Origin of the sequence: Caldivirga maquilingensis IC-167 (assembly GCF_000018305.1) — an archaeon.
GTDB classification, from domain to species: domain Archaea; phylum Thermoproteota; class Thermoprotei; order Thermoproteales; family Thermocladiaceae; genus Caldivirga; species Caldivirga maquilingensis.
The window spans coordinates 422,514-448,354 of record NC_009954.1; the positions used below are offsets into that span (position 1 = coordinate 422,514).

A 25,841-nucleotide genomic window follows, 5' to 3' on the forward strand; every position below is an offset into this window, starting at 1 on the left:
ATGGAGTCTATAAGAGTCATGAGGGTGCTCATATTATTCACCACTTCATTAGCCGCGTTTCAAACCCCCTTCAATTCAACAGTCCTATCCTTCATAGTTCCTGTACTTGGTAAATACTTCCACGCCTCATTGTACACGCTGGTTTACGTGCCTGTGGTTTACTTAATACCATTACCGACATTAATGGTGCTACTGGGTAGGATTGCTGATATTTACGGTAGAGAGAGAGTCTTCAGGATTGGTTTCGCATTATTCATAGTGGGTTCACTTATGGGTGCTTTTTCACCAAGCATCTATGTTTTAATAGCATCATCATTAGTGATGGGGCTTGGGTCATCAATACTATCACCAAGCTCCACAGCCATAGTTAGCCAAGTCTTCCCAGAGGGTGAGAGGGGGTTTGCCTTAGGTATTAACGCAATGGCCGTCTACATGGGCTTAACCTCAGCACCATTCCTAGGTGGGTTAATTACCCAATTCCTCGGCTGGAGATTCGTATTACTGGTTACCACATTACTCTCAGTAATTGGCTTAGCGGTATCATTCGTATCCATGAGGGGTATTGACTTACCTAGACGCGGCATCCCCATTGATGCAGCTGGCGCAGCCTCATTCTCAATAGCCCTCCTCTCAATAGTAATATTCATGATACTGGCGGCCACGGGTGATTGGTTAAATTACCTTTACCTACCAGTAATTAGTGCGGCTTCATTTGCTTTATTCATAGTGATCGAGGGGAGGGTTAAGGATCCTATGCTTAACTTAAGCTTATTCACCCGTAACATATCATTCATGGCTGGTAACGTGACTGCTTTACTAAACTACATAAGCACGTACTCGGTACCATTCCTGTTCTCACTCTACCTACAGTCAATACTCGGCTACACACCCTTTGAGGCAGGCCTAATACTAATCCCTGAACCAGTATTCATGGTAATACTCTCACCCATTAGTGGTAGACTCTCCGATATCTATGGTTCAAGGGAAGTGGCTGCATTGGGAATGGGGCTCATAGGCTTAGCGTTCATAATGCTACTTATCCTTAACCTAAGGAGTGTAGTTAACGTGGTACTGGCTTTATCGGTATTAGGCGTAGGCTTCGGCTTCTTCTCAGCACCCAACACTAACTCAGTAATGGGCTCAATAACACGGGATAAGTACGGTGTGGCATCGGGGGTATTGGGTACCATGAGGTTCACCGGCCAATTACTAAGCATAACCCTAGCCAGCGCGATACTGGCTAAGTACCTGGGTAAGTACACTGCATTATACCTATTCACTGGAGTACCATTAATGAGCACTATAGTGTATGGTTTATTCACAGCGGGGTTGAGGATAATGTTCATCATAGCTGCTGCATTAAGCTTCATAGGTGCATACACGTCACTACTTCGTGAAAGGTAAATGCATGCTTATGCTTAACTACAGGAAATGGAAAGATGAGTAATGAGTAGATGAAGGCACTGGTGCGGGGGGTGGGATTTGAACCCACGCAGGCCTACGCCAACGGATCTTGAGTCCGCCCCCTTTGACCAGGCTCGGGCACCCCCGCCATTAGGTAATGCACTATTGGGGCTTTTAAACTTTCACGATCTAGAGGCCATTAACCATTTTTAACCTGAATAATTCTATTCCACATATGAGGGATTTTAATTCAAATCCCAACTGGTTTACTGTAACCCTTCTATTATCTAAATACTAAATAATGCTCGCTGCGACTTATAACGCACTTAAAAGGTTTAAGGCAAGGAGGAGATTAGTGGAGAGTTTATATAATGAAGTGTAGTGTAATTTAATCATGAGTAGTATTGAGGAGCTGATTAAGAAGTTAACCAGCAGGGGGATTGATGTCACTGAGTTACTGCTTGATGCCCTCAGCATGCAGGATCCTGAGGAGAGCATGAGGGAGAGAATTGCCGTGGCTGAGAAATACCTAAGTGAGGCGAAGCAATACATTGATAAGGGTGATGCTGTTCAAGCCAGTGAGAAAGCCTATAAGGCTGCTGAGGAGGTTATTAAGGCCCTTGCCGAGAAGCATAGGACCCCAGAGTACCAGGAGTTTCTAAGGGAAGGTAGATGGTATACCTACATGCTTGGCATGGCTAGCAAGACCTTAACTAAGGAGTTAGGCTATTGGGTACTTGATGGCTGGAACACCGCATACGACCTACACGTATGGGGTTTCCATGAAGGAAAATACACAATCAATCATGTGAAGGTAAGCATTATGAAAATAGAGGAAATAATCAAGGAAGCTAAAAAGCTGTTCTAACTACTCCTCCACAAGATACCCATTTCAGTCATTAGAAACATAGTCACAATAATATACTTAAGATCTCATTATTTATGGTTTGTGTTTATTCATTGGGTTTATCATGGTTTGTATTTCACTTAAAGGGTTGTATTGAATAATCATTAATGAATGTTATGGGTTGGGGATTAAAGATGAAGGAGAGGTGGGTTTTTAATTAATATTATTATTAATTCATCCTCATCTTCTTCTTAATGCTATTACAGCAGCCACTACTGCTATGACTATTACTATTATTACTATTCCTGCTATTAGTGCTGTTGATATTACTGGTTTTGTGACTGTTACTGTGGATACGGCTGTGGTTGTTGCTGTGCTAGTCACTGTTGATACTGCTGTACTGGTTACTGTGCTTGTAACAGTGCTAACGGCAGTAGTGGTTGAGGTAACGGTACTAGTTGTTGTTGAAGTAGTCGTTGAAGTAGTAGTCACTGGTGTAGTAGTCGTAGTGGTTGTGGTTGAAGTAGTGGTTGATACTGGAGTATACGGTATATGGAAGTACGATGCCACAACCTCCTGCAGAGTAGGATCAGGAGTAGGTAAACCAATGAAGACAGCCCACTGATGCAGATACGGATTAGTCCAAAGACTACCATTAGCTATAGCTTGAGCAATGGGGGGTACAGTACCAGGTGGTGTTACAAGGCCTAGAATAACCATTGGCGCAAAGCCCATTGGAGACCACCCGGTGGTAAAGCCCCATACTGTGTAGTATGGTATTGATAATGCAACTAACCATGGGTAGTTATTGAGTATGTATGGTTGATACAACCATAATGGATCCATGGCATTCTTAGCGTACTCAAGTGATTGAATCTTGTATCCAATTGGCATTACTGGTACCCAGTAGTGATACCATGCGAAGATAACTTCTATTAATGTATCGTAGTCTGATGTACCTGGGTAGGCTTGATCGAATGCCCAGGCCCAATTAGTTAAGTTAATGTAGCCGGATGTTGAGTTAATGCACCAGACAATGGTCGCGTTAAGCGTTGGTATATCACCATATGGATTGTGAATATACGGCATATTCACTGGTGTGCATGTTCCATTAGGCCACTGGAATAGCCACGCTTTAGATGTATTAAATGTTGAGATGGCCCAGAATGGCCAACTTAAGAATGACCAAGCTGAGTAGTATGATTCAAGGTGATATGTCACCCACATAATAGCAGCCTCATACTCACCACTGGAGAAGGTAGAACTCCAAAATACACCAGTATCCTGCCCTATTAGGCTTGTTTTAATGCCGAATTCTGATAATTGCTCAGCAGCCACACTAATCATGGTCATCCAATCAGTCTCACCAGAGGGGCCGATTATTGTTAGTGTTAGTGGTGTTGCATTGGGTAGATACCATTGACCATGCTTATAGGTTAAGCCGTATGACTCAAGGATTTTAACAGCCTCACTTGTATTATATGAGCATGGTATTAGGAACTGCCTAATGCTGGATGGAAACTCATTAACAATGTATGGTTCTATGGGTTCTGGATAGTAATCTGGGTAGTTTAATCCCCATGCAGCCACAACTGTACTCCTATTAATAACATCACATAAGGCCTCCCTAACCTGAGGAATATTCCATGGGTAAGTATTAGGCTCTACTGCTATTCCAAAGGCAGTATAGTCAGGCCATAGGTATACGCCTACACCGCTCTTATTAAGAACAGCAACCTGCTGCTCTGATAATGCTACACCACCCCATGTAACCTTACCGGCGAGGAAGGCACTCATTGCCTGAGTATTACCGCCGAGGAAGAATGCTATTAATGTTGGGTTATAGTATTGCCAAGCATGGAATGGGAATACTTTACTCCAAGTAGCTAGTAATGGAACGCCATTAAAGTAATCAGGCTCCAATGCAACATCAATATATGTTGGACTTATGTACGTTAAGTAGTATGGATTTAAGCCCCAATAAGGTGGTGCATACTCCGTTATATTCTTCTGTCCAAAGGTATAAGCCTCACTGGTGTTCATTGCCTTTAATGCATCCACTATTGGTTTCCATACAGGGTATGGTGTTTCAATCATACCTGTGATCAAGTATATCCACTCTGTTGGGCTCCATTTCTGGAATAGGAATTGAATAGTGTAATTATTGATTACTCTAACATCATCATCAGCGTACTGAGGCTGCATGTATGGCCAATACCAGCTAAACGCCTTAACAGCAATATAGTACTGTGCGTACACGTCCCATGCCGTGAAAGGCATTACCGCTGAACCATTAAACCAGTATAAGCCAGGCCTAAGATAAATAGTCAAAATACCTGATCCATTAGGGAGAACTTGAATAGTCCAATTCTCAGCAAGAATAGGCCAGAATTGACCAGTAAATGGATTATAGAACGCCAAGGGAAGCCACGTACTAACAGAACCCAGTAGATTACTGGGTACATAAGGATTGTATACAGGTATTCCAGGGGTATATATAAGCGTACTTGGGATTGCATTAATAAGTTGTGGTGCTGATGCTGCATAAGTTACAACATTGAATATTACCATCACTGCTATTGATATTATTAATACGTACTTAACTGCATTCCTATTCATATTTGATCTGAGTTCATGCATGATCGCCCAAGGTATAAAAGTTTTACTGTACATGTAGTTATGTTATAATGCCGTATACTTCACTGCCTTCTGATTGAGCTGCTTCAAAGTTAGATTAATGCATCTGGATGTTGAATTAACGCATGTAGCAATGGGACCATTCGGTATAGGTGATGTAGTAATCATTACAAGTTAACAGTTCCATCCAGTTATCTGGCTATTACCTAATAATAGGCCGTATAAATGGCCAAGGCTTAGAGAAGTTAAATGAACCAAGTAACATAGAATTAATGGATTAAGCCGAACCACTAATTATGTTAACCTGGTTCTTAATCTAGGTACTGGCAATGCATTATACAGTGTTGATAAAAACATGAAGTACTAAGAACCACCTATGGGTTACTTTAATCAACCTAGGAGTGTTAATGCACGTTAATTACTGGGAAGCTAGGTGTTAGTAAAGTTGCATTACTACATGAATTAAGAAGCATTATATGTAAGTTGATGGTTAAGGAACTTATCAATGCTTTTAAACTCATGTATTCCTTAGCATTATGGTTAGTTTCCCCGTTAGCCTACCCTCTGGTCCCTTTGAGGCTGATTGGGAGTCCTTGAGGGGTTTTAGAATCCCTGGTTGGTTTAAGCATGGTAAGTTTGGAGTCTTCATACATTGGGGTGTTTACTCAGTACCGGCCTTTGGTAATGAATGGTACCCTAGGCACATGTATATTCCAGGTAGGCCTGAGTATGAGTACCACATTAAGCATTATGGGCCTCAGGATAGGTTCGGTTACAAGGACTTCATACCAATGTTCACTGCTGATAAGTGGGATCCCAATGAGTGGTGCAGCTTATTCAAGAGGGCTGGGGTGAGTTACGTTGTACCGGTGGCTGAGCATCATGATGGCTTCGCCATGTGGGATAGTTCATTAACCAGGTGGAACGCTAGGAGGATGGGGCCGCGTAGGGATGTGGTGGGTGAGTTGGCTAAGGCCTGTAGGGATCTGGGCCTAGTATTCGGTGTATCTTACCATAGGGCTGAGCACTACTGGTTCTTTGAGGGTGGTAGGAGGATTAAGTCTGATGTGAATGACCCAGAGTATCAGGATTTATACGGGCCTGCTGCACCAATTAAGGAGCCTCATGAACAAGGTAAGCTTTGGCCACAGCCTGTTGAGCCACCGGGTGAGGCTTTTCTGAATGATTGGTTGCTTAGGGCCATTGAGCTTGTTGATAAGTATAGGCCGCAGTTATTTTACTTCGATTGGTGGATTGAGTACCCGTCCTTCGAACCATATTTAAGATTCTTCACAGCCTACTACTATAATAGGGCTTACCAATGGGGCCTTGAGGTTGCTATTAATTACAAGCATAATGCAATGCCCTCCTGGGCCGGTGTGCTTGATGTTGAGAGGGGTAAGTTGGCTGGGATTAGGCCTACCCCATGGCAGACTGATACATCAGTTTGCTTAAACACATGGGGCTACACTAATGATTGCCAGTACAGGACCACTGAATCAGTAATAAGGGATCTTGTGGATATTGTCAGTAAGAACGGTAACCTACTACTTAACATCGCACCCAGAAGTGATGGTACAATACCTGAGGAGCAGGTTAAGATGCTTAGGAGTGTTGGGGATTGGTTAAGCATTAACGGTGAGGCAATTTACGGTACTGAACCATGGTTAACGTACGGTGAGGGGCCGACTAGGGAGCCTGCTGGGGAGTTTAAGGAGTCTGAGTGGCTTAAGGTCAAGTACACTGGCAGTGACTTCAGGTTCACTAAGAGGGGTAACTCATTATATGCCATAGCCCTGGAATGGCCGGGTGAGGAAGCCGTAGTACAGTCATTAAGCTTAAACCTAAGGTTAATTGAGGATGTTAAGGACGTTGAATTACTGGGTCACGGTAAAGTAAAGTTCAGTAGAGAGGGGAGGGGATTAGTAATTGAGATACCGGGTAACGTGCAGAGGCGGGTAATGCCCGTATTCAAGGTAGTAACGAGTTAATGCTTAAAGTGAATTCACTTAAACCTACTTAAAGTAATCACTTAACGCTTATCACAATGAATTAGCACCTGCGCTTAGATGAATGAATTCATTAATTTGAATCAACCCTACTCCCCACCATCATTCTCCAATACACCTAAGTAATCGTAAACCCACCCCTTCCTAGCGTACTCCTCGTAAATCCTCCAAATCCTCTTAGCGCTCACTAACCCAGCGTAGTAACCCCTCTCCTCAAGTACCCTCTTAACCTCATTAATGAAGTCAATGGGTTTAACGTAAGGCTTCTCATACATTACCCTGAGTATTGCCTGTGCAATATCCTTATTATGAGGGTAAGGTTTCTTACTCTTCATAGTGACCAAGTTCATAATAACGCTTAACTTATTAATAAACCTTAATTAGCCTAAGGGCATTAATACGCATGGCCACTAGGCCCATTGTTAACGGTAGGGTATACCACCTAGTGCTTAAACCCGGTGAAACCACACCATACGCATTACTCCCAGGTGACCCAGGTAGGGTTGATTTAATAGCCTCAATGTGGGATGAAGTTAGGCTTAAGGTTGAGAATAGGGAGTATAGGACCTACGTAGGCACCTACAGGGGTGTACCCGTGATGGCTACTTCAACAGGGATAGGTGGGCCATCGGCCTCAATAGCCATTGAGGAATTAGCATCATTAGGTGTTGGAACATTAATTAGAGTTGGCACCACTGGTTCACTGTGGGCTAGTGTCAAGGTTGGTGACTTAATAATAGCCAGAGGTGCTGTTAGGCTGGATGGGGCAAGCAGTAACTACGCACCCCCAGGTTACCCAGCGGTTCCTCACCCTGATGTGTTGAATGCCTTGATTACAGCCGCTGAGGGCTTGGGTGTTAGGTATCATGTTGGGTTAACTGCATCAACAGACAGCTTCTATGTTGGTCAAGGTAGGCCAGGGCTTGGTGGTTACTTACCCAGTTGGTTTAAGGGTATTATTAATGATCTTAAGGCTGTTAAGGTAATGAACTTTGACATGGAGACAGCTACAGTATTAACAATCGCCAATGTTTATGGTTTAAGGGCTGGTTCAGTAATGGCTGTGGTGGCTAATAGGGAGACTGATGAATTCAACCCTGAAGCCGGAGTTGCAGATGCTTGCCGTGTCGCCAATGAGGCTGTTAAGGTGATTAATGAGTGGGATAGACAATACCCCGATTATGAGGTTAAGTCTGGGGCAGTGTTGAGGAGGGCTTATGAATCACGTTGATTAAGGTTAATACTTAATTAATTCAGGCGTTATGTACCATTCAATAACCCATTGACCATTAGTTAAACTCAACTTAACCACGCCGGAGTACCTAAACTTAATTAGTTGAGTATTTGGGTTACCTGTAATTAGTAATGAGGCTAGTTTAGATAAGTGAGGCAGGTGACCAACAATCATTACCCTATCACCTAATTCACTTAACCTACCGGCGATTAGGCTTGGGTCATCATTAGGGTTCAAGCCCTCAATAGCCTTCACTGATTTAACACCAAGGTGCTTAGCCAGTATCTCAGCTGTTTGAAGGGCCCTCTTCTTACCACTATGCACTATTACATCCACTGAAACATTAATCTTAGCTAAGTGCAAGGCTATGGCGGTGGTTTCACTAATACCCTCTGGTGTTAGGCTTCTCTCAGGGTCGATCTTCTCGTCGAAGGCCTTACCATGTTGAATCAAGTAAATCGATTCCACGCTTCATTAATCCCAACTCAACTTTTAAACTTACCCAATTAAGCCTAGGGTAATTTAGTTAACTTAGCCATGAAGAAGCCTGGTGTATCTTGGATATGTGGGTGAAACCTCCTTGAGACTCCGTCAAACGCCCTCTGACCGGCAGGTACGTTAACGTACTCTAGCCTGAAGCCTAACTCAGTGGCCCATTTAACATTATCCTCATTCTCCATTGGTGGTAACGTACATGTGGAGTATATTAATGATCCATTAGGCTTAAGTAAACTGTAGGCAACCTTAATGAACTGCCTCTGGTAGGCCACTAGGTTGATTAAGTCAGTCATGGTTAACCTATAGTATAGTTTAGGCCTAACCCCAGCGTCACTGCAGGGTGGGTCAATGAGGACTTTATCAGCCTTACCAATAAACTCAGGGTGGTTTAAGTGAAGGAACCTACTATCCTCAATGTAAGTCATTAACCTAACCCCCAGTCTAGCTGCATTACCCTCAATTTGCCTAACCTTACTCCAACTCCTATCAACCGCAATGATGATTGCCTTATTACCGGATAATTGAGCCACGTGGGTTGCCTTACCACCTGGTGCCGAGCATAGGTCTATAATGGTTTCATTAGGCCCTGGGTCAATTAATCTACCAACCCATTGAGCCGGCAGGGACTGTTCATAGAATAAGCCGAACCTCCACTCATCAAGATCCCTTAACTTAGGTAACCTATAAACTGACTCAGTGGTTTCAACAACAATACCCCTGAACCCCCTCCTGAATTCTGATGCATTAATTTTAGCGACCCCTAAGGCAACTACGTCACCATTTGGGGATACTACGTTGACTTCATCACCGGCATGAATGTCATTAGGCATGTAGAGTACCCCTGGGCCGTATAGGTTGGAGCCTAGGTAAACGCTCTCTGAGGCGTACTTATCAGCAACAACATACCTCCTACTAGCCCCAACCCTATTAGGTCCCTCCGTTGGGAGCCATATGGCCTCATCAAGTACCTCATCCCTGTAAGCGGTTATGCCATGTTCCTTAAGCCTCCTTAGTAATTCATCGGTACTCACCTTCAGTGTATTAACCCTAACGTAGTATCTTCTCGGTGGCTTCCTAATGCTTTCAAAGTAGGAGTCTAATTCACCATCATCCATGTATTGAAGCAAATGCCTGTAAACCTCTTGGTCAAGCTCAATACCCCTAGCTACCTCAATAATCTTAACTCCTCCCTCAGTATGATGCTTAGGCATGGTTACTATGGTCCACTTAACTTAGCCCTATTCTTAAACCTCTCCAGTGACTTAAGGATGGCCCTGGTGGCATCCTCAGGGTTAACCTTTGATATTCTCCATAAGTCCATTTGATCATCAACCACATACATTATTGACTTAGCCCTAGATACCTTATCCTTGAACTCAATCTTAATAATCCTCTCCTTAGATAGTTTACTAAGCATCTTAGCTGCCTTAAGAATGTTCCTATGCTTCTCATCAAGGCCAGCTAACCTCACTAATGTGGCTGTCTTAATAGTAACCCTCCTACCCCTTGAGCCACTGATGAGCTTAACAAGGGCCTTAGCCAGCTTCTCCTCAATATTCACACTATCCGTAGCCACCACCCCCGTTTATAACCCTATTCACATTCTTATCGAAGGGTGGGTATATTATACCCTTCTCCGTTATTATCGCCGTAACGTACCTGGGGGGTGTTACGTCGAAGACTGGGTTATACACCTTAACGTCACTTAGAGTTATTGGAACCCCCCTAATTAACCTAACTTCATTAGGGTCCCTCTCCTCAATCTTAACATCATTCACATCACTGGTTAAGTCGAAGGTTGAGGATGGGGCAAGGGCGTAGAAGGGTATTCCCAATTCATGGGCTATCACAGCCTCCTTAAACGTACCCACCTTATTAAACACGTGTCCGTCCTTTAAAATCCTATCTGCCCCAACCATGACGTGGTTAACCATGCCCTTATACATAACTAACCCAACCGCTGTATCCGTGATTAACGTGGTGTCGATACCCTCCATCACTAATTCGTAAACAGTTAACCTAGCTCCCTGCAGCCACGGTCTGGTTTCAGGTACGAACATTGAAACCTCCATACCCATTAACTTAGCCAACTTAACAGGAGCCAAGGCAGTCCCTAAGCCAGTACCTGTTGCTAAACCACCTGCATTACACTGAGTCATAATTGAGTCACCATTGTTAAGCTTCTCCATGCCGTAGATACCCATGGCTATCTCGGCATCGTACTCCTCATTAAAGACGGCGTCAGCCTCGGCCTTAAGTGCATCCACCAATTCCTTAACACTCCTAACGCTACCATTACTTATACTTGACTTAGCCTTATTAAGCATCCTACCTGTAGCCCAGGGTAAGTTAACTGCAGTTGGCCTGGCAGCATCCATAATCCTCTTGGCATTCTCAAGAACCCTTAAGGCGTCATTAAGGTCACTTACCTTACTCATGCTGCTTAATAGGCTGAGTAACATACCGTACGCCGCCGTTATGCCTATTGCAGGCGCGCCCCTAACCTTCATTGACCTTATCGCATCAGCCACATCCTGCGGTGTATGTAGTTCAACGTAAATTGTCTCAAAGGGTACCTTGGATTGATCAAGGATGATTAACCTATTATCCCTCCACTCAATGGGTTTAACCTTAGGTTTATAAATCCTCTTAACCTCATCAATACTAATCCTCATTAATAATCACTAACCGTCACCTTCGAATTCAACTGGGTTTTAAAATTTACTCACAAATTGTTAATGCTGGAGGAATTGCCTAAGCAGGTCTGCAACCTCCCTACTCCTAGTCACCAGTAGGCTAACCCTTGGTTGCTCATTGATTGGGACATCATCGATACTGTAGCCGTCCATTGCTATTATTAATGAGTTAAGCTCCTTAGCTATAACGTAGGCTGCGGCTATGTCATAAAGCCTAAGCCTATTCCTAACATCAAGGAAGAAGAGAAGCTTCCCTAGGGCAGCCATGGTTATCTCCAGGCTGGCTGCACCAAGGCTCCTTATCTTAAAGCCATTAAGCCTCCTGTATAATTCAGCCAAGCCATTTAACACCCTCTGTTCAACAGTTGGCTCAATGTATATTGAGGCCACTGGCTTATCTAGGACGCTTGAGTCGAAGGAGGCTGGTTCACCGTTTATGAAGGCTCCCTTACCCCTCTCAGCATAATAAGTTACGCCACTGCTAACATGGTGAATAATCCCAGCCTCCACGTCTGATAGCGTTAGGTTGCTCTTAAACCTAGCCACTGCTATTGATATTGAGTAGAAGGGTACGTCTAGGACGAAGTTAAGGGAGCCGTCAATTGGGTCAACTATGAATAGGTAATCGGGTTCACCATCATTAACCTTAACAACACCCCTCTCCTCAGTAATAACTAGTGCCCTTAATCCCTCAGCCTTAATTCTATCAATTATGGCACCCTCCGCAACCCAATCAATACCCCTAGTCACATCACCCTTCCCTGACCTCATTATCCTCTTATAGGATGAATCCTTAGACTTCTCAATTATCATGGGGGATGTGTTCTTCACAATATCCATTAACAATGATTGAATATTCACTTCACCCACATTTATCGCAATAGGCTCAACTCCACGTTTTAATGCTTTTCCACAAGGCGCTAAGCTAAGCTGCAGGATCACCTATATCTCACTAAACCTAACTAATCTACTCAACTCACTGGTAACTTGATCAAGTAGCCATGGATCTATTCTACCGAATGGGCCACTCACAGTAACCCTAACGGTTGCTAGGGCGACAGCCTTAATGAAGGCGTCAAGTGGGTTAAGGCCCATCTTTAAGTAGCCTGTTAATGAACATATTAAGACATCACCCGCACCAGTTGGGTCAATTGCATTAACTTTAACGTTACCATCAAACCAGTAAACCTTACCATTAGTGTACATTTTAGCTAAGTTACCACCCATTGAGACCACAAGTACCTTATCCTTAACGCGCCTAATCCCATGGTTAACCTCATCTGCACTAACTTTAACGACATCGGAGTGGGATAGGGCTAATTCAATAATGTTACTGGGGCTATCATTAATGACTAATCCATTATCGAGGAACCTCCTCGTGAAGCCTTGAAGATCTATTGAAACCAACTTAGCCCTCTCCCTAATAGCCTCAACAAGCCTCCATGATACTTCACCAGCCACTGGATTAATAACCACTGCATCATCGTTCACAGTAATGTCACTGAGCTCAATATCCCTACACCTACTCAGTAACCATAGTTTCCTATTCATGAACTCATCATACCTTATCCTAAACCTAGTTGTCCTACAGGATTCCTCAATCTTAACCCCGGTTAAATCAATACCTAGTTCCTCATAGGGCCTTAAAGCCGGCTTAAAGTCAACCCCAACCACCGATATTGGCTTAGCAATGAACCCAGCCTGCTTCAGGTATGTGGAGCAGAAGGTTGGTGGCCCACCTGGACTTATCCTACTAACCCCCGGGAACTCCAATTCATCAATAGTCATGTGACCTATAACTAACACTCAACGGCTACGCGTGAATGCATTTAAGTATTTAATTTTGAGAAAGATTTATTAAAAAGTACCTGGCCAAGTGTTAATTTACATGGCTATAAAATTCTGCCCTAAATGTGGATCAATAATGAAACCATATAGGAACGGTAATAAGGTTACTTGGAGGTGCCCTAAATGCGGGTACGTTGAAGACTCCTCAACAACAGTCCCATTGGTTGAGAGGACTGTAATTGAGCATAAGCCTGATGAGAAGCCGGTGGTCTTAACTAAGGCTAATGATAATTTACCCAAGGTTAAGGTAACCTGCCCAAGGTGCGGCAACAATGAAGCGTACTTCTGGATTCAGCAGACTAGGGCGGCTGATGAACCACCAACAAGGTTTTACAGGTGCACTAGATGTGGGTATACTTGGCGTGAGTATGAGTAATGGTGAGTTTAATTGAGGATACTGGTAACCAATGATGATGGATTAACCTCAATGGGCATAGTAACCCTAGCCAATGAATTAGCCAAGGAACATGAGGTACACGTAGTAGCACCTGAAACTCAACTAAGCAGCATAGGTGCCGCCAGGACGTATAATAGGCCAATAAGGATATGGAGGTGGAACGGTGGCCTTTACAATGGTCCAGTGGACGTCTATGCAACAGACGGCACACCCTCTGACGCAGTCTTCATGGGTATTAATATGTTTAAACCGGAAATAGTGGTTAGCGGTGTTAACCTAGGTGAAAACGTGGGCCTTGAGTCACTGTTCATAAGTGGTACAATAGGGGCGGTGATTCAATCATCATTAATAGGTGTCCCAGGCATAGCAGCCTCAATAGAGGTACCGCCTCATAGTAAATTCATAATACCACAGATCAATGGAGATTACTTCAGCGGCATTGTTAAGGTGATTAAGGGTATTATTAATCACATTGAGGCTGAGGGATGGGTTAAGGGAGTTGATGCACTCTCACTCAATATGCCATCACCAAGTAGGTGGAGTGGGGGATACGTGGTGGTTTCACGTATGGCTAAGCGACTGTTTAAGGAGACTGTGATTGAGTCAAGTGACCCAAGGGGTAATAAGATATACTGGAGATGGGGTGAGGAGTTAATGCCGTTAGACACTGATACTGACGCCTACGCATTCTACAGGGAGGGAAAACTGACTGTGACACCGTTAATCCTAGGTGATTCAAGTACTGGGCTTAGTGATATTGTTAGGAGTATTGAGGAATTAATCAGTAAGGTTATTAGGGCTTAAGCCGTAAATGGATTCAACCAGTAATCAGGGTGAAATTTAACCCTGCTTACTTGAAGCCTCTGAGCCCTGGGGCTGCCCATTACTAGGCTTCACTGTGGTTAGGAAAACCATGCCGTTAAACTCCATTTCCCTAACCACACCCCTATTAATCAATTCTGCATAAACCCGGGGCCACTCACTTCCAGTCATCTTTCTCAGTAATTCCTCGAAGGCTGGCTTAGGCATGGGCTCCTTCAACTCACTTACAATGCGTTCAGCAACCTCATTCACGTTGACTGAATCCTCATTAACGGTTACTTGCCTAACCTTAACGTAAACCTCCCCTGAGGCTAAGTCAACGTAGGTGTCTATTAAGCCACGTCTACTTAATTCAAGTAGGTCATTGAACGTTAAGTTGAATGGAACCCTATACCTAATGCTTCTTAAACTAACCCACTTCCCATCACTCAATACCCTTAATGACTCAACTAAGTCACTAAGCCTACTCCTCATAAACTGAACCTACCCTAAACCCTATTTAACTTAACAGCCAATATAGAGCCATGTAATGCATTTAGGTATAACATTTATTAATTTCAGCTGATACACCATTCCGATGGTTGAGGAGGTTACTGTTGAGGAACTTATTAACAGGGTTATGGAGGGTAATAACCTTGAGATTATTGATTACAGGGGGGATTTAATCGTGGTTGATTCCGTTAAAGGTATTGTTAAGGGTGATGTGGGGGATTTAGGGGAACTTAAGAAGAGGAGACCCAGGGGAGGACCCACTAAGAGGCAGGTTGAGTTAATTGCAGCCATAGTTAGGGCGCTGGTTAAGTCTAGGGTTAAGTTTAAGGTTGTCTTTGGGCCCAGGGAGGCTACGGTTAGGTTTGATGAGGATAGGTACGTTAGGGTTACTGAGAGTGATTCAAGGGTTGTGGGCTTTAATTCAAGTAGTGAGGAGCCTTTAAGCATAATCTACGGTGAATTAAGTGGATACGGTAAGGTACTCTTCCTTAAGCCCCTTAAGTGACGTTACCATTGAAAATAATTAATTAGTATTAAAACCCTTAAACACTATGATTTAAACGTGATACCTAAGTTCATACTAACCCATAGGCATCACTGCGCCATAGTTAAGTCAAGGAGCGGTGACTTAGCCTTAACCATAGATAGGGGTGGGAGGTTAATTGTTAGTTCAAGCAAGCCCTGTACCGGTGACTACATTAAGCTTCAACCCTACCTCCGCATTGGCCCAAGTAGTGAGGTGATTAAACCATTCATGGTTTACGACTATGAGTACGTGCCAATCTACGTAATATACAGGGATGTAGTGGCGCTGAATCAATTAACAATATCAGGCGGTAGGGTAAGCCTACAGTTGGAGGATGCTGATGAAACCGTGTTAAGGGGCCTTGTGGTTAATAATGAGGATTACGTTAGGTACATGATTGATGTACTAATAAGCAAGTACCTTGAATCCCCAATACCCATCCTAGCAATGTCAGTTAAGTTAAGTAATAACCCTGATAAGGTTGAGGAGCAGGTGAAGGCTTTAACAGATGGGGATTACCACGTGGCTGGGGTTAAGATTTACCATAAGCCAGGCTTCATGGTTAGTATAAGGAGGATATCACCCTATAGGGTTAACGTAGCGTTAATGTGCAGCATAGACCTAGTGGATGACTTCAAGGGATTAACCAAGGCGCTATTACTTTCATCAACCATAATTCACGATCTAAGGCTAGGTAGGGTGGGGGAGTTACCCATGGGTATGGATGTCTTCTACCCAATAGCCAAGAGGAGCCTAAACAATACTGCATAATACTTTAAACACAGATTAAGGAGGGGGACTCATGGGTTTAACCTACAGTAGGGTAAGAGGTGGTGTATCCTTAACCATTGGTGAACTTAAGCTTGAGGTAACCTTCCCTGACACTAAGATTGCTAGAGTCCTCTATACGCCAGTGACCAGGAGTAGGGGGAGGTCCCTTGTAGTCACCAGTGCCTCATACGTGGAGCCAAGCCTAGAGGAGGTTAATGGAGCTTTAAGGCTAAGTACGGGGGAATTAATCATTGAGGTTAACCCGGATTACTCCATATCATTCATGAATAGTAAAGGTGAATTAATGGCTAGGGAGGTTAAGAGGGAGATTAATGATAATGGGCTCGGCGGCTTCTGGAGCAGCCAAGTGATTACCGCTAAGGGTAAGGGCTTTTACGGGCTTGGGCAGCATCAAGGCTTATTCAACTACAGGAACCATGAGGTTCACCTGCTTCAAAGGAATCCAACCGAGACCGCATTACCAATACTAGTGTCCAACGTGGGCTACGGCTTAATGTGGGATCACTACAGTTTATCCAGGGTGAAGGTAAGTGAATTAACCAGTGGTGAATCAAGGATTGAGTATTGGTCCGAGGACGTGGATGCAGTGGACTACTACTTCATACTGGGGCCCAGTATTGATGATGTTGTTTCAGGGTATAGGAAATTAACTGGTAAGGCACCCATGCTCCCAAAGTGGGCCTTCGGGTATTGGCAATCCAGGGAGAGGTATAGGACGCAGGAGGAGTTGATTAGCATTGTTAAGGAGTTTAGAAGTAGGGGGATTCCCATTGATGTTATTGTACAGGACTGGCTCTACTGGGGTAAGTATGGCTGGAACGCCATGAAGTTTGATGAGGCCAATTACCCTAATCCAGTTGAGATGACTAGGGAGATCCATAAATTAGGCGCCAGGGTCGTAATATCTATTTGGCCCATCTTCGGCCAGAGGACTGATGTATACAGGGTGTTTAAGGATAAGGGTTACCTAATACCTGGTTCACTGAACTATGACCCATTCAATGATGATGCGAGGAGGGAGTATTGGAGGCTTATAGAGGAGAACTTCGCCAAGGTGGGTATAGATGGGTGGTGGCTGGATGCCTCAGAACCTGAATTAGATAAGCCTAGGGATCCATCAACAGATAGGGGTACGTGGACCTTCTACACCGGGTTACGTGACTCCACCACGGCAATGGGTAGGGGGTCGAGATTCATGAACGCCTACCCATTAATGCACACTAAGGCTGTTTACGAGGGACAGAGGGGGAGTTTCAATAGGCGTGTGGTGATATTAACTAGCTGACCTCCTCCCCGTCTTAAAGGGTGGGGTTTCCCTTTGGGTGGTTCATTGGTTTGTGGTTTACCGCCTTCATCCTCATCGCTTCATTGCTGGTGGAGGATGACCTCCACCCCGCTCCGTTCGTCCAGCGGTAGACCACGGGCTGGGTCTTCAACCCAATTACCCCTATCCCTCCACGGGAGTAGCCCCCAACACCCGCCTCACTGGGACTTGGGGATATGTGCATGCGTAGTATGTTTACTGCCGCATTCAAGTCAGCATTAATTACCTTCCCCATGCGGGGACACTTGAATAAGCCACGGTGAATCCTACCATTTGGGTGAGTTTCCCCGCATAGGGTGCATGTTTTAGATGTGTACGCTTCATTAACCTCAATAACCTTAATCCCCAACTCCTCACCAACCTCTTTCAACCTTCGTATAATGAGCCTATAATTCCAGAAGTTCACAGTTAGTTTATTCCCATGGTTCTTTGTAATCTCCTTAGGGTAACCAACTCTAACCTCTATAACCCCCTCTTTACTAAGTATATTCATTATCCTCCTCACCATTGAATTTACTACGTGCCTCATGAATAGGCTTCTTTTCCTATATAACATGCTTAATCTCCTACTCCTCCTCTGCCCATGCAAGGCTAATTTCTTCTGTGTTATGGCTATCTTTTTGCTATAATACTCGTACTGTGAGAGAATAGAACCACCTTTGAAGAGAAACCATTTTCCATTCTCTATGAACATTGTTACTAAGTTCACTATCCCTAAATCAATAGATGCCTTTAATCCACTCTCCTTTGGTTTAACGTCCTCAACACTCATTGGTATGAATGCGTAAAACCTCCCCCTAACTTCATCATAATGTATTTCAAGTCTGCCTTGTTTCCCTTTCCATTTCAACTTACCGGCGTACTTTAACCTCATCTTGAAGTCCTTAAGGTAAATCTCACGTTTCTCCTCATCAATAGTGTACCTATCATTTCTAACAAGAATGATGCCTTGCTTCCAATAGCCCGGCGGTCTTGGCTTTAAGTTCTTGTTTTGCCTCTTCTCTTTTATTAAAGCGAAAAATGAACGCCAAGCCTCAGCATTCTTCCTAGTAACCTGCTGTGCATTGACTTTTAGGATTCGCTTAAACTTCTCATATGTTTCTTTCTCGGTCTCTCCGAAGCCCACTCTTTCATGGTTTTTAAACTGCTGCATCCTAAGCCAATTAACAGTATTCCAACAAGCCCTATACACTTCCAATAGACCAAGCAACCTCTTCTTAGTCTCTTCATCCACAATCAGTTTAACAATGTTACTCCTCTTCATTCTCCCACTATTTCCCTATAATACTTCTTAATTACCTCATCTGAAACTTTAAAAGCTTTACCCCGCCTTAGAAAGGTGAAACTTGTCGTTCATTTTGTCAGCCTTCCTGGGGCAGCAGAGGCACTCAGCCATAACCTGGTCAGGTGATGTGCATCATGATTGGGGTGTCTTAGCTGGGCAAATACCCGCTGGCCTAAACTTCAGCATATCCGGCATACCTTACTGGACCACTGATACAGGTGGCTTCTTCAGCGGTGACCCATCAACACCAGCCTACGGTGAAGTCTTCACCAGGTGGCTGCAGTGGAGTACCTTCTGCCCAGTAATGAGGGTTCACGGCACCTGGTACGCTAAGGAACCTTGGATGTTCCCTGAACCATTTTACAGTATTATTAAGCAGTACATTGAATTCAGGTATAGGCTACTCCCATACATATACTCAGTGGCCTGGATGGTCACCAGTAGGGATTACACAATGATGAGGCCCTTGGTAATGGATTTCCAAGATGATGAAGAAGTGCTTAACATAGGTGATCAATACATGTTCGGCCCATTCATAATGGTTAGCCCAGTTACTGTACCGGCTAGGAGGCGTAGGGTCTACTTACCTAAAGGAACACAGTGGTTTGACTTCTGGACTGGTAAAGCCTATGTTGGGGGCTCGTACATTGATGCTGATGCCCCATTGGATAGGATACCGCTTCACGTTAAGGCAGGCTCAATACTACCCCTTGGTCCTGTTAAGGCTAATTCCAGTGAACCGGAGAACCCCATTGAACTCAGGGTTTACGATGGCGGTGACTCGGAGTTCACGCTTTACTTCGATGATGGGGAATCATATAATTATGAGAATGGGGAGTATTGCCTAATCCCATTGAGGTGGCTTAGCGGTGAGGGGAGGTTGATAATAGGGGATGCGTCAGGTGGCTATTGCAGAAACCTTAATTCACTGCAGTTCAACGTGGTTTTGGTTTCAGAAGGCCACGGTACTGGTGCGTCACCATCAGGGCCGGATTACTCCATTAACTACAGTGGACGTGCAGTTGAGGTTAAGGTTAAGTGAAGGTTAATTAGCTGAAAACATTTAATATACTGAAGCATACTCCAACCTGTGGCAACAGAGTATACTCCAGAATACGTGTATGAGTTAATGAATAAGCTTGATGAGGAGGTTAGTGAATTAAGGAACACCGTGGGCTCATTGGTTAATACAGTGAAGGAACTGGATAAGAGGTATGGTGAATTAGCCCAGAGGATTGATGCAGTTGCAAACGCGTTAAGTGGGGGTAGGGGTCAGTCTGATATGGGGAGTGTGTTGAGGGAGATAGCCTACATTGAGACAACGCTACTGAATTACAGGGATCAATTGGGTAAGGTCAGGGATCAACTTAACGATATGCTTAATCAATTGAATAAGACAATGGGTGAGTTAAGTGACGCTAGGTCAATGATATTCGATGTTGTGAATAACCTAAGGAACCTACTCTCCAATTACCAGAGTAGGCTTGAGGAATTATCAATAACCATAACTGAATTATCAATAATGCTCAGCAGTAGGTTAAGTGACCTTGAGAGGGAGATTAAGGCCATGAGGGAATCAGTGTTATTAAGTAAAGGTAAGCAGTAGGAGGAGTCATGAATACTGGGAGGGAGGCTAGGCTTAGGGTTATTGAGGCAGTGTTCATGTTGACCTCAGAGGGTAATAGGGTATTCTCAGTAAACTCACTGGCTGTGATAACTCATGGTGAGTACGCTGAGGCCCTTGAATGGTTGATTGAGGAGGGTGTAGTGGATAGGGTTAATGATAAGTACCTTAAGGTAACTGTACCTAGGCTTCAATTACTAATGATGATGGGTAGTGAATCAGTGATTAACTACATTAATTACTTATCCTGGAGTGAATTCGAGGAATTCATCTCATTTATAATGAGGCAGGAGGGTTATGAGACACTTAGGGGGATTAGGTTAACTATGGGTGGTGTGAGGGGTGAATTCGACGTAATAGGGTATAGGGGTAGTGTTGTGATTGTTGTTGAGGCTAAGCATTGGTTAAGCATAAGTGGTAGCGAGTTGGAGACTATTGTGAGTAAGCATATTAGTAAGGTTAAGGCATTAGCGGATAATTGGGGTAAGTTCACTAGGAAGGTTAAGTTAAGTATGATCAATGCCTCAATATACCCATTAATCGTAACCCTTAAGACGCCTCAACTACAGTCGTACAGTAACGTACCAATAATTGCCTCACACCAATTACCAAGCTTCCTAGAGAACCTTGAGTCACTGAAGGATAATATCCTCTGCTTTAAGGCAAGTCAAGCCACATTGAGCACTGGTTAATTCACCTCCTTAATGACCTAGTGGGTGGTATAGTGTTAAGGTGCATTAACTCCTCTGGTATAGCCTTAGATTTAGCAATCTCCCTGTAAACATAGGCTGATGGCCTCCAGTACTGCTTCTTAGTGGAGTAGTCTACTTGAAGTAAACCAAACCTCATGCTGAAGCCTGAGGCCCACTCGTAATTATCAGTCAGGGACCAGTGTAGGTAACCCTTAACGTTAGCCCCCTCTTGAATAGCCCTATAGACTTGGTAAATGTGGCTAACTAAGTAATATGGCCTCTGGTAATCAGCCGCATCAGCAATACCATTCTCAGTAACGTATATGGGTAAGTGATAGCGGCTCCAGTACTTCATTATTACATCATAAAGACCCTCCGGGTAGAATTCCCAACCGAAGTCACTGCATGGTCTACCATCAGGGCTAATTGAATTCCTCTCGCAACCATACCCATACCCAGGTATGCTCACGTAGGATTTCTCACCAATAAGCTTAACCACTGTTCTAGAGTAGTAGTTTACCCCAATCCAGTCAAGCCTACCCTTCAAGTCATCCCTAGTAACCCCCATTAATTCACCCTTAATTATTGCATCGAAGAATATCCACCTTGAATCATACTCAGCCAACTCAACGGCCTTAGCATCCTTATCAGTTAGCGGTGTGAAGGATGAGTTAGCGTATATTATGCCAATGGGCTTCTTGGAAATAGCCTTAACAGCGTCATAAGCCCTAGCATGGGCCTGTATTAAATTAACCATGACTCTCCTTGATAATTCAAAGTTAAGGTAACTTGGTGGGAAACCTGACTTAACCCACATGTAGCCATTACTGTGAACTACATTGGGTTCATTCATTGTTGAATACTCATCGGCAAGGTCATCGAACTTCCAGGCAGTGTAGGCTGCAAACCTAGCGAAGTTAATGACGGTCTTAACATCAAGCCAACCAGTGGGTCCACTTAAGTCACCTTTCCTAACCCTGATTGGGTCATGGACCCAAAGGGGCAGTGGCCAATGGTAGAAGTTCAGTATGAAGTGTATTCCCCTAGCCTTAAGGTCACTGAAAATCTCCCTATAATGCCTCACAGCCTCCTGGTTAGCGGCTTCATCAAGCCTCTTGAGATCATTCTCATCAACATGCACGGCCAACACGTCATTACCCTTAACCTCCACGTTACCCTGCGGTGGGTCAGGCATTGGCTTAGGGAATATTCGAGACCACTCAACATTAATCCTAGCGATATCAAGCCCCATTTTAACCGCATTATCATGAAACATCCTGTAAAGCCCCCAGTAACCTGGCCCATGTTCAGGTAAATCACCGCTAACTAAGCCCGAAGCAATGTTCTCAGGATCATGAACCCACACGTACCAGTCGGTGTTAGGGTCCTCACTACCTGGAGTACCCATTTCAGACTGGAACCCCGCCTGGGACCAGCCGAACCTGAAGGATTTTGGAAATGAGATATCCATTAATTATTATCTAGTTTAGATACTTTTAAGCATTAAGGTTGAATGCCCCTTAAAAGTGTTGTTAAGGTTAAGTCCCTAATCAGGTTGACTAAGTCACCATTCCCAGCGAATCCAGTAACCTGCTGCTAATAATTCATTATTCCCGCATAGTAACCTTCACTTAACTGCATTAACGCATACGAAACCATATCTACCTGCATCAGAATTATTAATAACACTTGGTGCCTCATAATACTCACCCACACCCCTACTGAGGGTTGCCACGTACCCAGTAACCCTTACTCCAAGCCTTATAAGCGCCTCAGTAACCTGCTTAATAGTTAGGAACCTGGCCCTGGAGTAGTACGGGTGTCCCCTTGAACCAAGCTCACTATACAATGCCCCCCACTGGCTTTCCAAGGGTACTATGCAGGCCACTAACCTGCCATTACTTTTAAGCACCCTAATGCTTTCCCTCAGTATGGCTTCAGGATTCATCGCAAAGCATAATGTGACCACTATTATTACGTAGTCCATTGATGAATCCCTAATAGGCATCAACTCTCCAACCCCCGAGACCACGGCCCAGGTCCTATCCTTAGCTAGCTTAATCATTCCTGGTGATGGTTCAAGGGCAATGGCGTTAATTAGCCTTGTGAAGAAGCCGCTTCCAGCCCCAACATCTAGGCCTAGGCCACTTAATCCAAGCGCCTTAATAGTATCCTCCTCTGACTTAGCCAGTAACTGGTGTTTACTGTACCATGAGTCATATTCATTAGCCCTATTGTTGAAGAGGTCAATAGTGTACATGATTAATCACCTTAATGGGGTCTTTTATATGTTATCCACTTATTTAATCGAGGGCGAAAGGTTTATAAATTCCGATATCGGTAGTGTTATCGGTGACCGGAAATACTGGGTCGCGTAATAGCAATAGGTGAGTGGACGATACTGCAGGAGTTAAGTAAGGGGAGGAGGAAGATAAGTGAATTAAGGCAAGTCACACCACTATACGGTTCAGCACTGGACTTCGCGATAAGTGACCTATTGACCCTTGGATTAGTTAGGAGGGTTACTGAGGGTGGGGAGGAATACTTTGAATTAACTGAACTTGGTAAGAACATCACAACCGCACCCTGGCCATGGGGACCATGGGGTTGGAGAGGCCCAGGACCTGGACCATGGGGCTTCGGCCCCTGGGGCGGTAGGAGACGTGGTGCACCGCCTTATTGGCCTTGGTGAATTAGCCAACAACCTTGATTAAATCATTTAAAATCCTCCTTATTTTCTCCTTATCCTCCTGAGGTATCTTATCCCAATTATCAATTATGTACCTTGCAGCTGACACGAATTCATCAATATTAAATGGTGAAGGCGGTGGGGGTGGTGGATTAATACCACCAATTAACCCAATGGCCCTCTTCCCCTCCTCAGTGAGTGAGTAATACTTCTTAACACCATCAATCCTAGATATCTTAATTAAACCCTCCTCCTCCAAGTCATCTAGGAGTGGGTATATTGATCCTGGTGATGGCCTCCAGAAGCCGAAGCTCCACCTCTCAATCTCATCAATTATCTGGGCACCCGTTAACTCACCCTTGAAGGCTAGGATATAAAGTACAATATCCCTCAACGCACCCCTCCTCCTCCAAAACCAGCCCATGAAGTCATGAGGCATAGGCCCCCTTCTCCAATCCATTAACGGGGTTACTAATGCATGCAATTAAATTTTACTACACGGTATTAAAAATAGAATACACTAATATTACCGGTACCTGAAACCATGTAACTAACTTAACTGCATTAGGTGCGTCCAGCCCTACCAAGCCTCTCATGAGCCTTACCCAACTCCCTCCTATGCTGGGCAATGAGTAAGTTAAGTTCACCAGCAAGCACCGCTGCGGCTATTATTTCAGCAAGCTTTAATGCATTGGAGCCAGGTGGATCACCACCCCCCTGCACCCCAAGCATCTGCAATGCCTCCCTCTGGGTTGGTAAACCAGTACCGCCACCAACAGTACCCACCTCTAGGCTTGGTAGCGTTACTGAAACGTATAAGTCACCATTATCATCAACCTCAGCCCAAGTAATACCCATGCTTGATTCAACAACCTGGGCCACATCCTGACCTGTGGCTATGAACATTGCCGCCACTATGTTTGCGAAGTGGGCGTTGAAGCCGTAGGAGTGGGCGTAGGCTGAGCCAAGTAGATTCTTCCTAACATTAACATTAACAACCTCCTCCGGGGTTATGTTGAAGCGCTCCATTAGGTACCTCCTTGATACAGTGGCCTCACTGATAACCGTCTTCCCCCTACCCAGTAGGAAGTTGACTGCATTGGGCTTCTTATCAACACACATGTTACCGCTAACGGTAATTAACTTGGCCTTAGGGTAATTACCCTCAATCCACTGCGCAACTCTCTCAGAGGCTATGGTAACCATGTTCATACCCATGGCGTCCCCAGTACTGAAGACTAATCTAAGCCATGCATTGTTACCATTTATGAATGGTTGAATCTCCTTAAGCCTTAAATGCCTACTACTGGACTCAGCAACCTCCCTAATCTTATCAATATTAGTGTTAATCCAATTAATGAAATCCACAGCATCAGTGGCTGTGGGTAATCTGAATAAGGGTGCCCTAGCCATACCATCCTTAACAACAATACTCCTGGCTCCACCATTCTCAGTAATAACCTTAGCCCCCCTATTCACAGAAGCCACCAAGGCACCCTCAGTTGTGGCTAAGGGTACGTAGTATAAGCCATTAGCATAAACCCCCTTAACTAAAAGCGGACCAGCTACGCCTAATGGTACTTGAACAGCCCCAATGGTGTTCTCAGTATTCCTACCATAAACCTGGTTAAAGTCAATTACCGTTGAACCTATGGCATTAAGCTTAATACCAAGCCTCCTCTCAAGGAACAGCCTCCTAGCCCTAGTGGCTGCGTTAGGATCCTTGAGCAGGCCCTCAAGCTCATGCATCTTAACCTTACCCTCCTCAAGCATTTTAACCACATCCTCAAGCTCCATGCCCTTAAACCTAGACTCAATTATTAAACTTTATGACCCCTCCCATCTTGAGGAGAGTTTCATACGAGCCTATTCTTAAGTTAGCTAAGTAAACGTAGATGGAAAGCTTACCCTTAAGGTGAAGTGCGTTTCGATTTCTTCCATCAAAATGATCTAATACCTATACCTGATCAATCCATGCACATGAGGGTTGAAGCTGAAACACCAGTAATACCAGGTGTAAAAGTG

27 protein-coding genes and 1 tRNA gene are annotated in these 25,841 nt (G+C 44.2%); 13 read left to right on the forward strand and 15 right to left on the reverse strand.

Going from position 1 to position 25,841, the window contains the following annotated elements; translation table 11 throughout:
• Nucleotides 1–1,404: an MFS transporter gene (locus CMAQ_RS01975; protein ID WP_012185453.1), complete on the forward strand. Its 1,404-nt coding sequence runs from the start codon at nucleotides 1–3 to the stop codon at nucleotides 1,402–1,404.
• A gap of 60 nt (nucleotides 1,405–1,464) precedes the next feature.
• On the opposite strand, the gene CMAQ_RS01980 is transcribed toward CMAQ_RS01975, so the two are convergent.
• Nucleotides 1,465–1,552: transfer RNA gene (locus tag CMAQ_RS01980), tRNA-Leu, on the reverse strand.
• Nucleotides 1,553–1,807: 255 nt separating this feature from the next.
• Between CMAQ_RS01980 and CMAQ_RS01985 the strand changes: the two genes are divergently transcribed.
• Nucleotides 1,808–2,272: a PaREP1 family protein gene (locus CMAQ_RS01985; protein ID WP_048062865.1), complete on the forward strand. Its 465-nt coding sequence runs from the start codon at nucleotides 1,808–1,810 to the stop codon at nucleotides 2,270–2,272.
• 219 nt (nucleotides 2,273–2,491) lie between these two features.
• On the opposite strand, the gene CMAQ_RS01990 is transcribed toward CMAQ_RS01985, so the two are convergent.
• Nucleotides 2,492–4,891 (reverse strand): ABC transporter substrate-binding protein, encoded by a 2,400-nt coding sequence (locus CMAQ_RS01990; protein ID WP_232203787.1) that lies wholly within the window; start codon nucleotides 4,889–4,891, stop codon nucleotides 2,492–2,494.
• Nucleotides 4,892–5,424: 533 nt separating this feature from the next.
• Here CMAQ_RS01990 and CMAQ_RS01995 point away from each other — a divergent pair.
• Complete coding sequence (locus CMAQ_RS01995) at nucleotides 5,425–6,879, forward strand: alpha-L-fucosidase (protein ID WP_012185456.1); 1,455 nt, start codon at nucleotides 5,425–5,427, stop codon at nucleotides 6,877–6,879.
• Nucleotides 6,880–6,986: 107 nt separating this feature from the next.
• Here the strand turns inward: CMAQ_RS01995 and CMAQ_RS02000 are convergent, their stop codons facing one another.
• A complete protein-coding gene (locus CMAQ_RS02000) occupies nucleotides 6,987–7,247 on the reverse strand; it encodes a hypothetical protein (RefSeq protein ID WP_012185457.1) in 261 nt (86 codons plus the stop codon).
• Between the two features lie 53 nt (nucleotides 7,248–7,300).
• On the opposite strand from CMAQ_RS02000, the gene udp reads away from it, so the two are divergent.
• Entirely contained in the window at nucleotides 7,301–8,128 is an 828-nt protein-coding gene (udp, locus tag CMAQ_RS02005) for a uridine phosphorylase (RefSeq protein WP_012185458.1), read from the forward strand.
• A gap of 6 nt (nucleotides 8,129–8,134) precedes the next feature.
• On the opposite strand, the gene sixA is transcribed toward udp, so the two are convergent.
• The 6 genes from sixA to CMAQ_RS02035 form a co-directional block, all read right to left on the reverse strand.
• Nucleotides 8,135–8,599, reverse strand: a complete 465-nt coding sequence (gene sixA / locus CMAQ_RS02010; protein ID WP_012185459.1) for a phosphohistidine phosphatase SixA — start codon at nucleotides 8,597–8,599, stop codon at nucleotides 8,135–8,137.
• Nucleotides 8,600–8,643: 44 nt separating this feature from the next.
• Entirely contained in the window at nucleotides 8,644–9,840 is a 1,197-nt protein-coding gene (locus tag CMAQ_RS02015) for an RsmB/NOP family class I SAM-dependent RNA methyltransferase (RefSeq protein WP_012185460.1), read from the reverse strand.
• 5 nt (nucleotides 9,841–9,845) lie between these two features.
• The gene (locus tag CMAQ_RS02020) at nucleotides 9,846–10,190 is read right to left on the reverse strand and encodes a hypothetical protein (protein WP_052290679.1); all 345 of its coding nucleotides are present in this window, start codon (nucleotides 10,188–10,190) and stop codon (nucleotides 9,846–9,848) included.
• A 1-nt stretch (nucleotide 10,191) separates the two neighbouring features.
• Entirely contained in the window at nucleotides 10,192–11,304 is a 1,113-nt protein-coding gene (locus CMAQ_RS02025) for an S-methyl-5-thioribose-1-phosphate isomerase (protein ID WP_012185462.1), read from the reverse strand.
• Between the two features lie 60 nt (nucleotides 11,305–11,364).
• Nucleotides 11,365–12,195: an inositol monophosphatase family protein gene (locus CMAQ_RS02030; RefSeq protein ID WP_052290680.1), complete on the reverse strand. Its 831-nt coding sequence runs from the start codon at nucleotides 12,193–12,195 to the stop codon at nucleotides 11,365–11,367.
• 72 nt (nucleotides 12,196–12,267) lie between these two features.
• Nucleotides 12,268–13,131: a PfkB family carbohydrate kinase gene (locus tag CMAQ_RS02035; protein WP_012185464.1), complete on the reverse strand. Its 864-nt coding sequence runs from the start codon at nucleotides 13,129–13,131 to the stop codon at nucleotides 12,268–12,270.
• A gap of 82 nt (nucleotides 13,132–13,213) precedes the next feature.
• Between CMAQ_RS02035 and CMAQ_RS02040 the strand changes: the two genes are divergently transcribed.
• Both CMAQ_RS02040 and surE read left to right on the forward strand, forming a co-directional pair.
• Nucleotides 13,214–13,549 carry a transcription factor S gene (locus tag CMAQ_RS02040; protein ID WP_420805658.1) on the forward strand — a complete coding sequence of 112 codons (336 nt, stop codon included), beginning with the start codon at nucleotides 13,214–13,216 and terminating at the stop codon, nucleotides 13,547–13,549.
• A gap of 12 nt (nucleotides 13,550–13,561) precedes the next feature.
• Entirely contained in the window at nucleotides 13,562–14,374 is an 813-nt protein-coding gene (surE, locus tag CMAQ_RS02045) for a 5'/3'-nucleotidase SurE (RefSeq protein WP_012185466.1), read from the forward strand.
• A 36-nt stretch (nucleotides 14,375–14,410) separates the two neighbouring features.
• Here the strand turns inward: surE and CMAQ_RS02050 are convergent, their stop codons facing one another.
• Nucleotides 14,411–14,866, reverse strand: coding sequence for a GOLPH3/VPS74 family protein (locus tag CMAQ_RS02050; RefSeq protein WP_012185467.1), 456 nt, complete (start codon nucleotides 14,864–14,866; stop codon nucleotides 14,411–14,413).
• Between the two features lie 103 nt (nucleotides 14,867–14,969).
• On the opposite strand from CMAQ_RS02050, the gene CMAQ_RS02055 reads away from it, so the two are divergent.
• From CMAQ_RS02055 to CMAQ_RS02065, 3 genes are read left to right on the forward strand one after another with little or no spacing between them, the layout of a single operon-like run.
• Nucleotides 14,970–15,389, forward strand: coding sequence for a hypothetical protein (locus CMAQ_RS02055; RefSeq protein WP_012185468.1), 420 nt, complete (start codon nucleotides 14,970–14,972; stop codon nucleotides 15,387–15,389).
• Nucleotides 15,390–15,446: 57 nt separating this feature from the next.
• On the forward strand, nucleotides 15,447–16,181 hold the full coding sequence (locus tag CMAQ_RS02060) for a hypothetical protein (protein ID WP_012185469.1): 735 nt from the start codon (nucleotides 15,447–15,449) through the stop codon (nucleotides 16,179–16,181).
• A 31-nt stretch (nucleotides 16,182–16,212) separates the two neighbouring features.
• A complete protein-coding gene (locus tag CMAQ_RS02065; RefSeq protein ID WP_052290681.1) occupies nucleotides 16,213–17,487 on the forward strand; it encodes a TIM-barrel domain-containing protein in 1,275 nt (424 codons plus the stop codon).
• A gap of 13 nt (nucleotides 17,488–17,500) precedes the next feature.
• On the opposite strand, the gene CMAQ_RS02070 is transcribed toward CMAQ_RS02065, so the two are convergent.
• Complete coding sequence (locus CMAQ_RS02070) at nucleotides 17,501–18,790, reverse strand: RNA-guided endonuclease InsQ/TnpB family protein (protein WP_012185470.1); 1,290 nt, start codon at nucleotides 18,788–18,790, stop codon at nucleotides 17,501–17,503.
• Between the two features lie 82 nt (nucleotides 18,791–18,872).
• Here CMAQ_RS02070 and CMAQ_RS02075 point away from each other — a divergent pair, with 82 nt between their 5' ends.
• From CMAQ_RS02075 to CMAQ_RS10330, 3 genes are read left to right on the forward strand one after another with little or no spacing between them, the layout of a single operon-like run.
• Nucleotides 18,873–19,853, forward strand: a complete 981-nt coding sequence (locus tag CMAQ_RS02075; RefSeq protein WP_052290682.1) for a glycoside hydrolase family 31 protein — start codon at nucleotides 18,873–18,875, stop codon at nucleotides 19,851–19,853.
• Between the two features lie 48 nt (nucleotides 19,854–19,901).
• Nucleotides 19,902–20,417, forward strand: coding sequence for a hypothetical protein (locus tag CMAQ_RS02080; RefSeq protein WP_012185471.1), 516 nt, complete (start codon nucleotides 19,902–19,904; stop codon nucleotides 20,415–20,417).
• A gap of 8 nt (nucleotides 20,418–20,425) precedes the next feature.
• Nucleotides 20,426–21,127 (forward strand): restriction endonuclease, encoded by a 702-nt coding sequence (locus CMAQ_RS10330; protein WP_012185472.1) that lies wholly within the window; start codon nucleotides 20,426–20,428, stop codon nucleotides 21,125–21,127.
• 1 nt (nucleotide 21,128) lies between these two features.
• Here CMAQ_RS10330 and bgaS read toward each other — a convergent pair whose 3' ends face one another.
• Together bgaS and CMAQ_RS02095 are read right to left on the reverse strand one after the other, a co-directional pair.
• Nucleotides 21,129–22,598, reverse strand: coding sequence for a beta-galactosidase BgaS (gene bgaS / locus CMAQ_RS02090; protein ID WP_012185473.1), 1,470 nt, complete (start codon nucleotides 22,596–22,598; stop codon nucleotides 21,129–21,131).
• Nucleotides 22,599–22,754: 156 nt separating this feature from the next.
• Nucleotides 22,755–23,387, reverse strand: a complete 633-nt coding sequence (locus tag CMAQ_RS02095; RefSeq protein WP_012185474.1) for a class I SAM-dependent methyltransferase — start codon at nucleotides 23,385–23,387, stop codon at nucleotides 22,755–22,757.
• Between the two features lie 237 nt (nucleotides 23,388–23,624).
• Between CMAQ_RS02095 and CMAQ_RS10795 the strand changes: the two genes are divergently transcribed.
• A complete protein-coding gene (locus CMAQ_RS10795; RefSeq protein ID WP_012185475.1) occupies nucleotides 23,625–23,819 on the forward strand; it encodes a hypothetical protein in 195 nt (64 codons plus the stop codon).
• A gap of 1 nt (nucleotide 23,820) precedes the next feature.
• Here the strand turns inward: CMAQ_RS10795 and CMAQ_RS02105 are convergent, their stop codons facing one another.
• Both CMAQ_RS02105 and hmgA read right to left on the reverse strand, forming a co-directional pair.
• Nucleotides 23,821–24,276, reverse strand: a complete 456-nt coding sequence (locus tag CMAQ_RS02105; RefSeq protein WP_232203789.1) for a PadR family transcriptional regulator — start codon at nucleotides 24,274–24,276, stop codon at nucleotides 23,821–23,823.
• 104 nt (nucleotides 24,277–24,380) lie between these two features.
• Complete coding sequence (gene hmgA, locus CMAQ_RS02110; protein ID WP_012185477.1) at nucleotides 24,381–25,613, reverse strand: hydroxymethylglutaryl-CoA reductase (NADPH); 1,233 nt, start codon at nucleotides 25,611–25,613, stop codon at nucleotides 24,381–24,383.
• Nucleotides 25,614–25,841 lie beyond the last annotated feature (228 nt).

Excerpts from the sequence above, each read along its gene's own strand:
- CMAQ_RS01975 (WP_012185453.1), top strand. The coding sequence starts at position 1 with ATGGAGTCTATAAGAGTCATGAGGGTGCTCATATTATTCACCACTTCA.
- CMAQ_RS01990 (WP_232203787.1), bottom strand. The coding sequence starts at position 4,891 with ATGCATGAACTCAGATCAAATATGAATAGGAATGCAGTTAAGTACGTA.
- CMAQ_RS01995 (WP_012185456.1), top strand. The coding sequence starts at position 5,425 with ATGGTTAGTTTCCCCGTTAGCCTACCCTCTGGTCCCTTTGAGGCTGAT.
- CMAQ_RS02000 (WP_012185457.1), bottom strand. The coding sequence starts at position 7,247 with ATGAACTTGGTCACTATGAAGAGTAAGAAACCTTACCCTCATAATAAG.
- udp (WP_012185458.1), top strand. The coding sequence starts at position 7,301 with ATGGCCACTAGGCCCATTGTTAACGGTAGGGTATACCACCTAGTGCTT.
- CMAQ_RS02015 (WP_012185460.1), bottom strand. The coding sequence starts at position 9,840 with ATGCCTAAGCATCATACTGAGGGAGGAGTTAAGATTATTGAGGTAGCT.
- CMAQ_RS02025 (WP_012185462.1), bottom strand. The coding sequence starts at position 11,304 with ATGAGGATTAGTATTGATGAGGTTAAGAGGATTTATAAACCTAAGGTT.
- CMAQ_RS02040 (WP_420805658.1), top strand. The coding sequence starts at position 13,214 with ATGGCTATAAAATTCTGCCCTAAATGTGGATCAATAATGAAACCATAT.
- CMAQ_RS02050 (WP_012185467.1), bottom strand. The coding sequence starts at position 14,866 with ATGAGGAGTAGGCTTAGTGACTTAGTTGAGTCATTAAGGGTATTGAGT.
- CMAQ_RS02055 (WP_012185468.1), top strand. The coding sequence starts at position 14,970 with ATGGTTGAGGAGGTTACTGTTGAGGAACTTATTAACAGGGTTATGGAG.
- CMAQ_RS02065 (WP_052290681.1), top strand. The coding sequence starts at position 16,213 with ATGGGTTTAACCTACAGTAGGGTAAGAGGTGGTGTATCCTTAACCATT.
- CMAQ_RS02070 (WP_012185470.1), bottom strand. The coding sequence starts at position 18,790 with ATGAAGAGGAGTAACATTGTTAAACTGATTGTGGATGAAGAGACTAAG.
- CMAQ_RS10330 (WP_012185472.1), top strand. The coding sequence starts at position 20,426 with ATGAATACTGGGAGGGAGGCTAGGCTTAGGGTTATTGAGGCAGTGTTC.
- bgaS (WP_012185473.1), bottom strand. The coding sequence starts at position 22,598 with ATGGATATCTCATTTCCAAAATCCTTCAGGTTCGGCTGGTCCCAGGCG.
- CMAQ_RS02095 (WP_012185474.1), bottom strand. The coding sequence starts at position 23,387 with ATGTACACTATTGACCTCTTCAACAATAGGGCTAATGAATATGACTCA.
- CMAQ_RS02105 (WP_232203789.1), bottom strand. The coding sequence starts at position 24,276 with ATGGATTGGAGAAGGGGGCCTATGCCTCATGACTTCATGGGCTGGTTT.
- hmgA (WP_012185477.1), bottom strand. The coding sequence starts at position 25,613 with ATGGAGCTTGAGGATGTGGTTAAAATGCTTGAGGAGGGTAAGGTTAAG.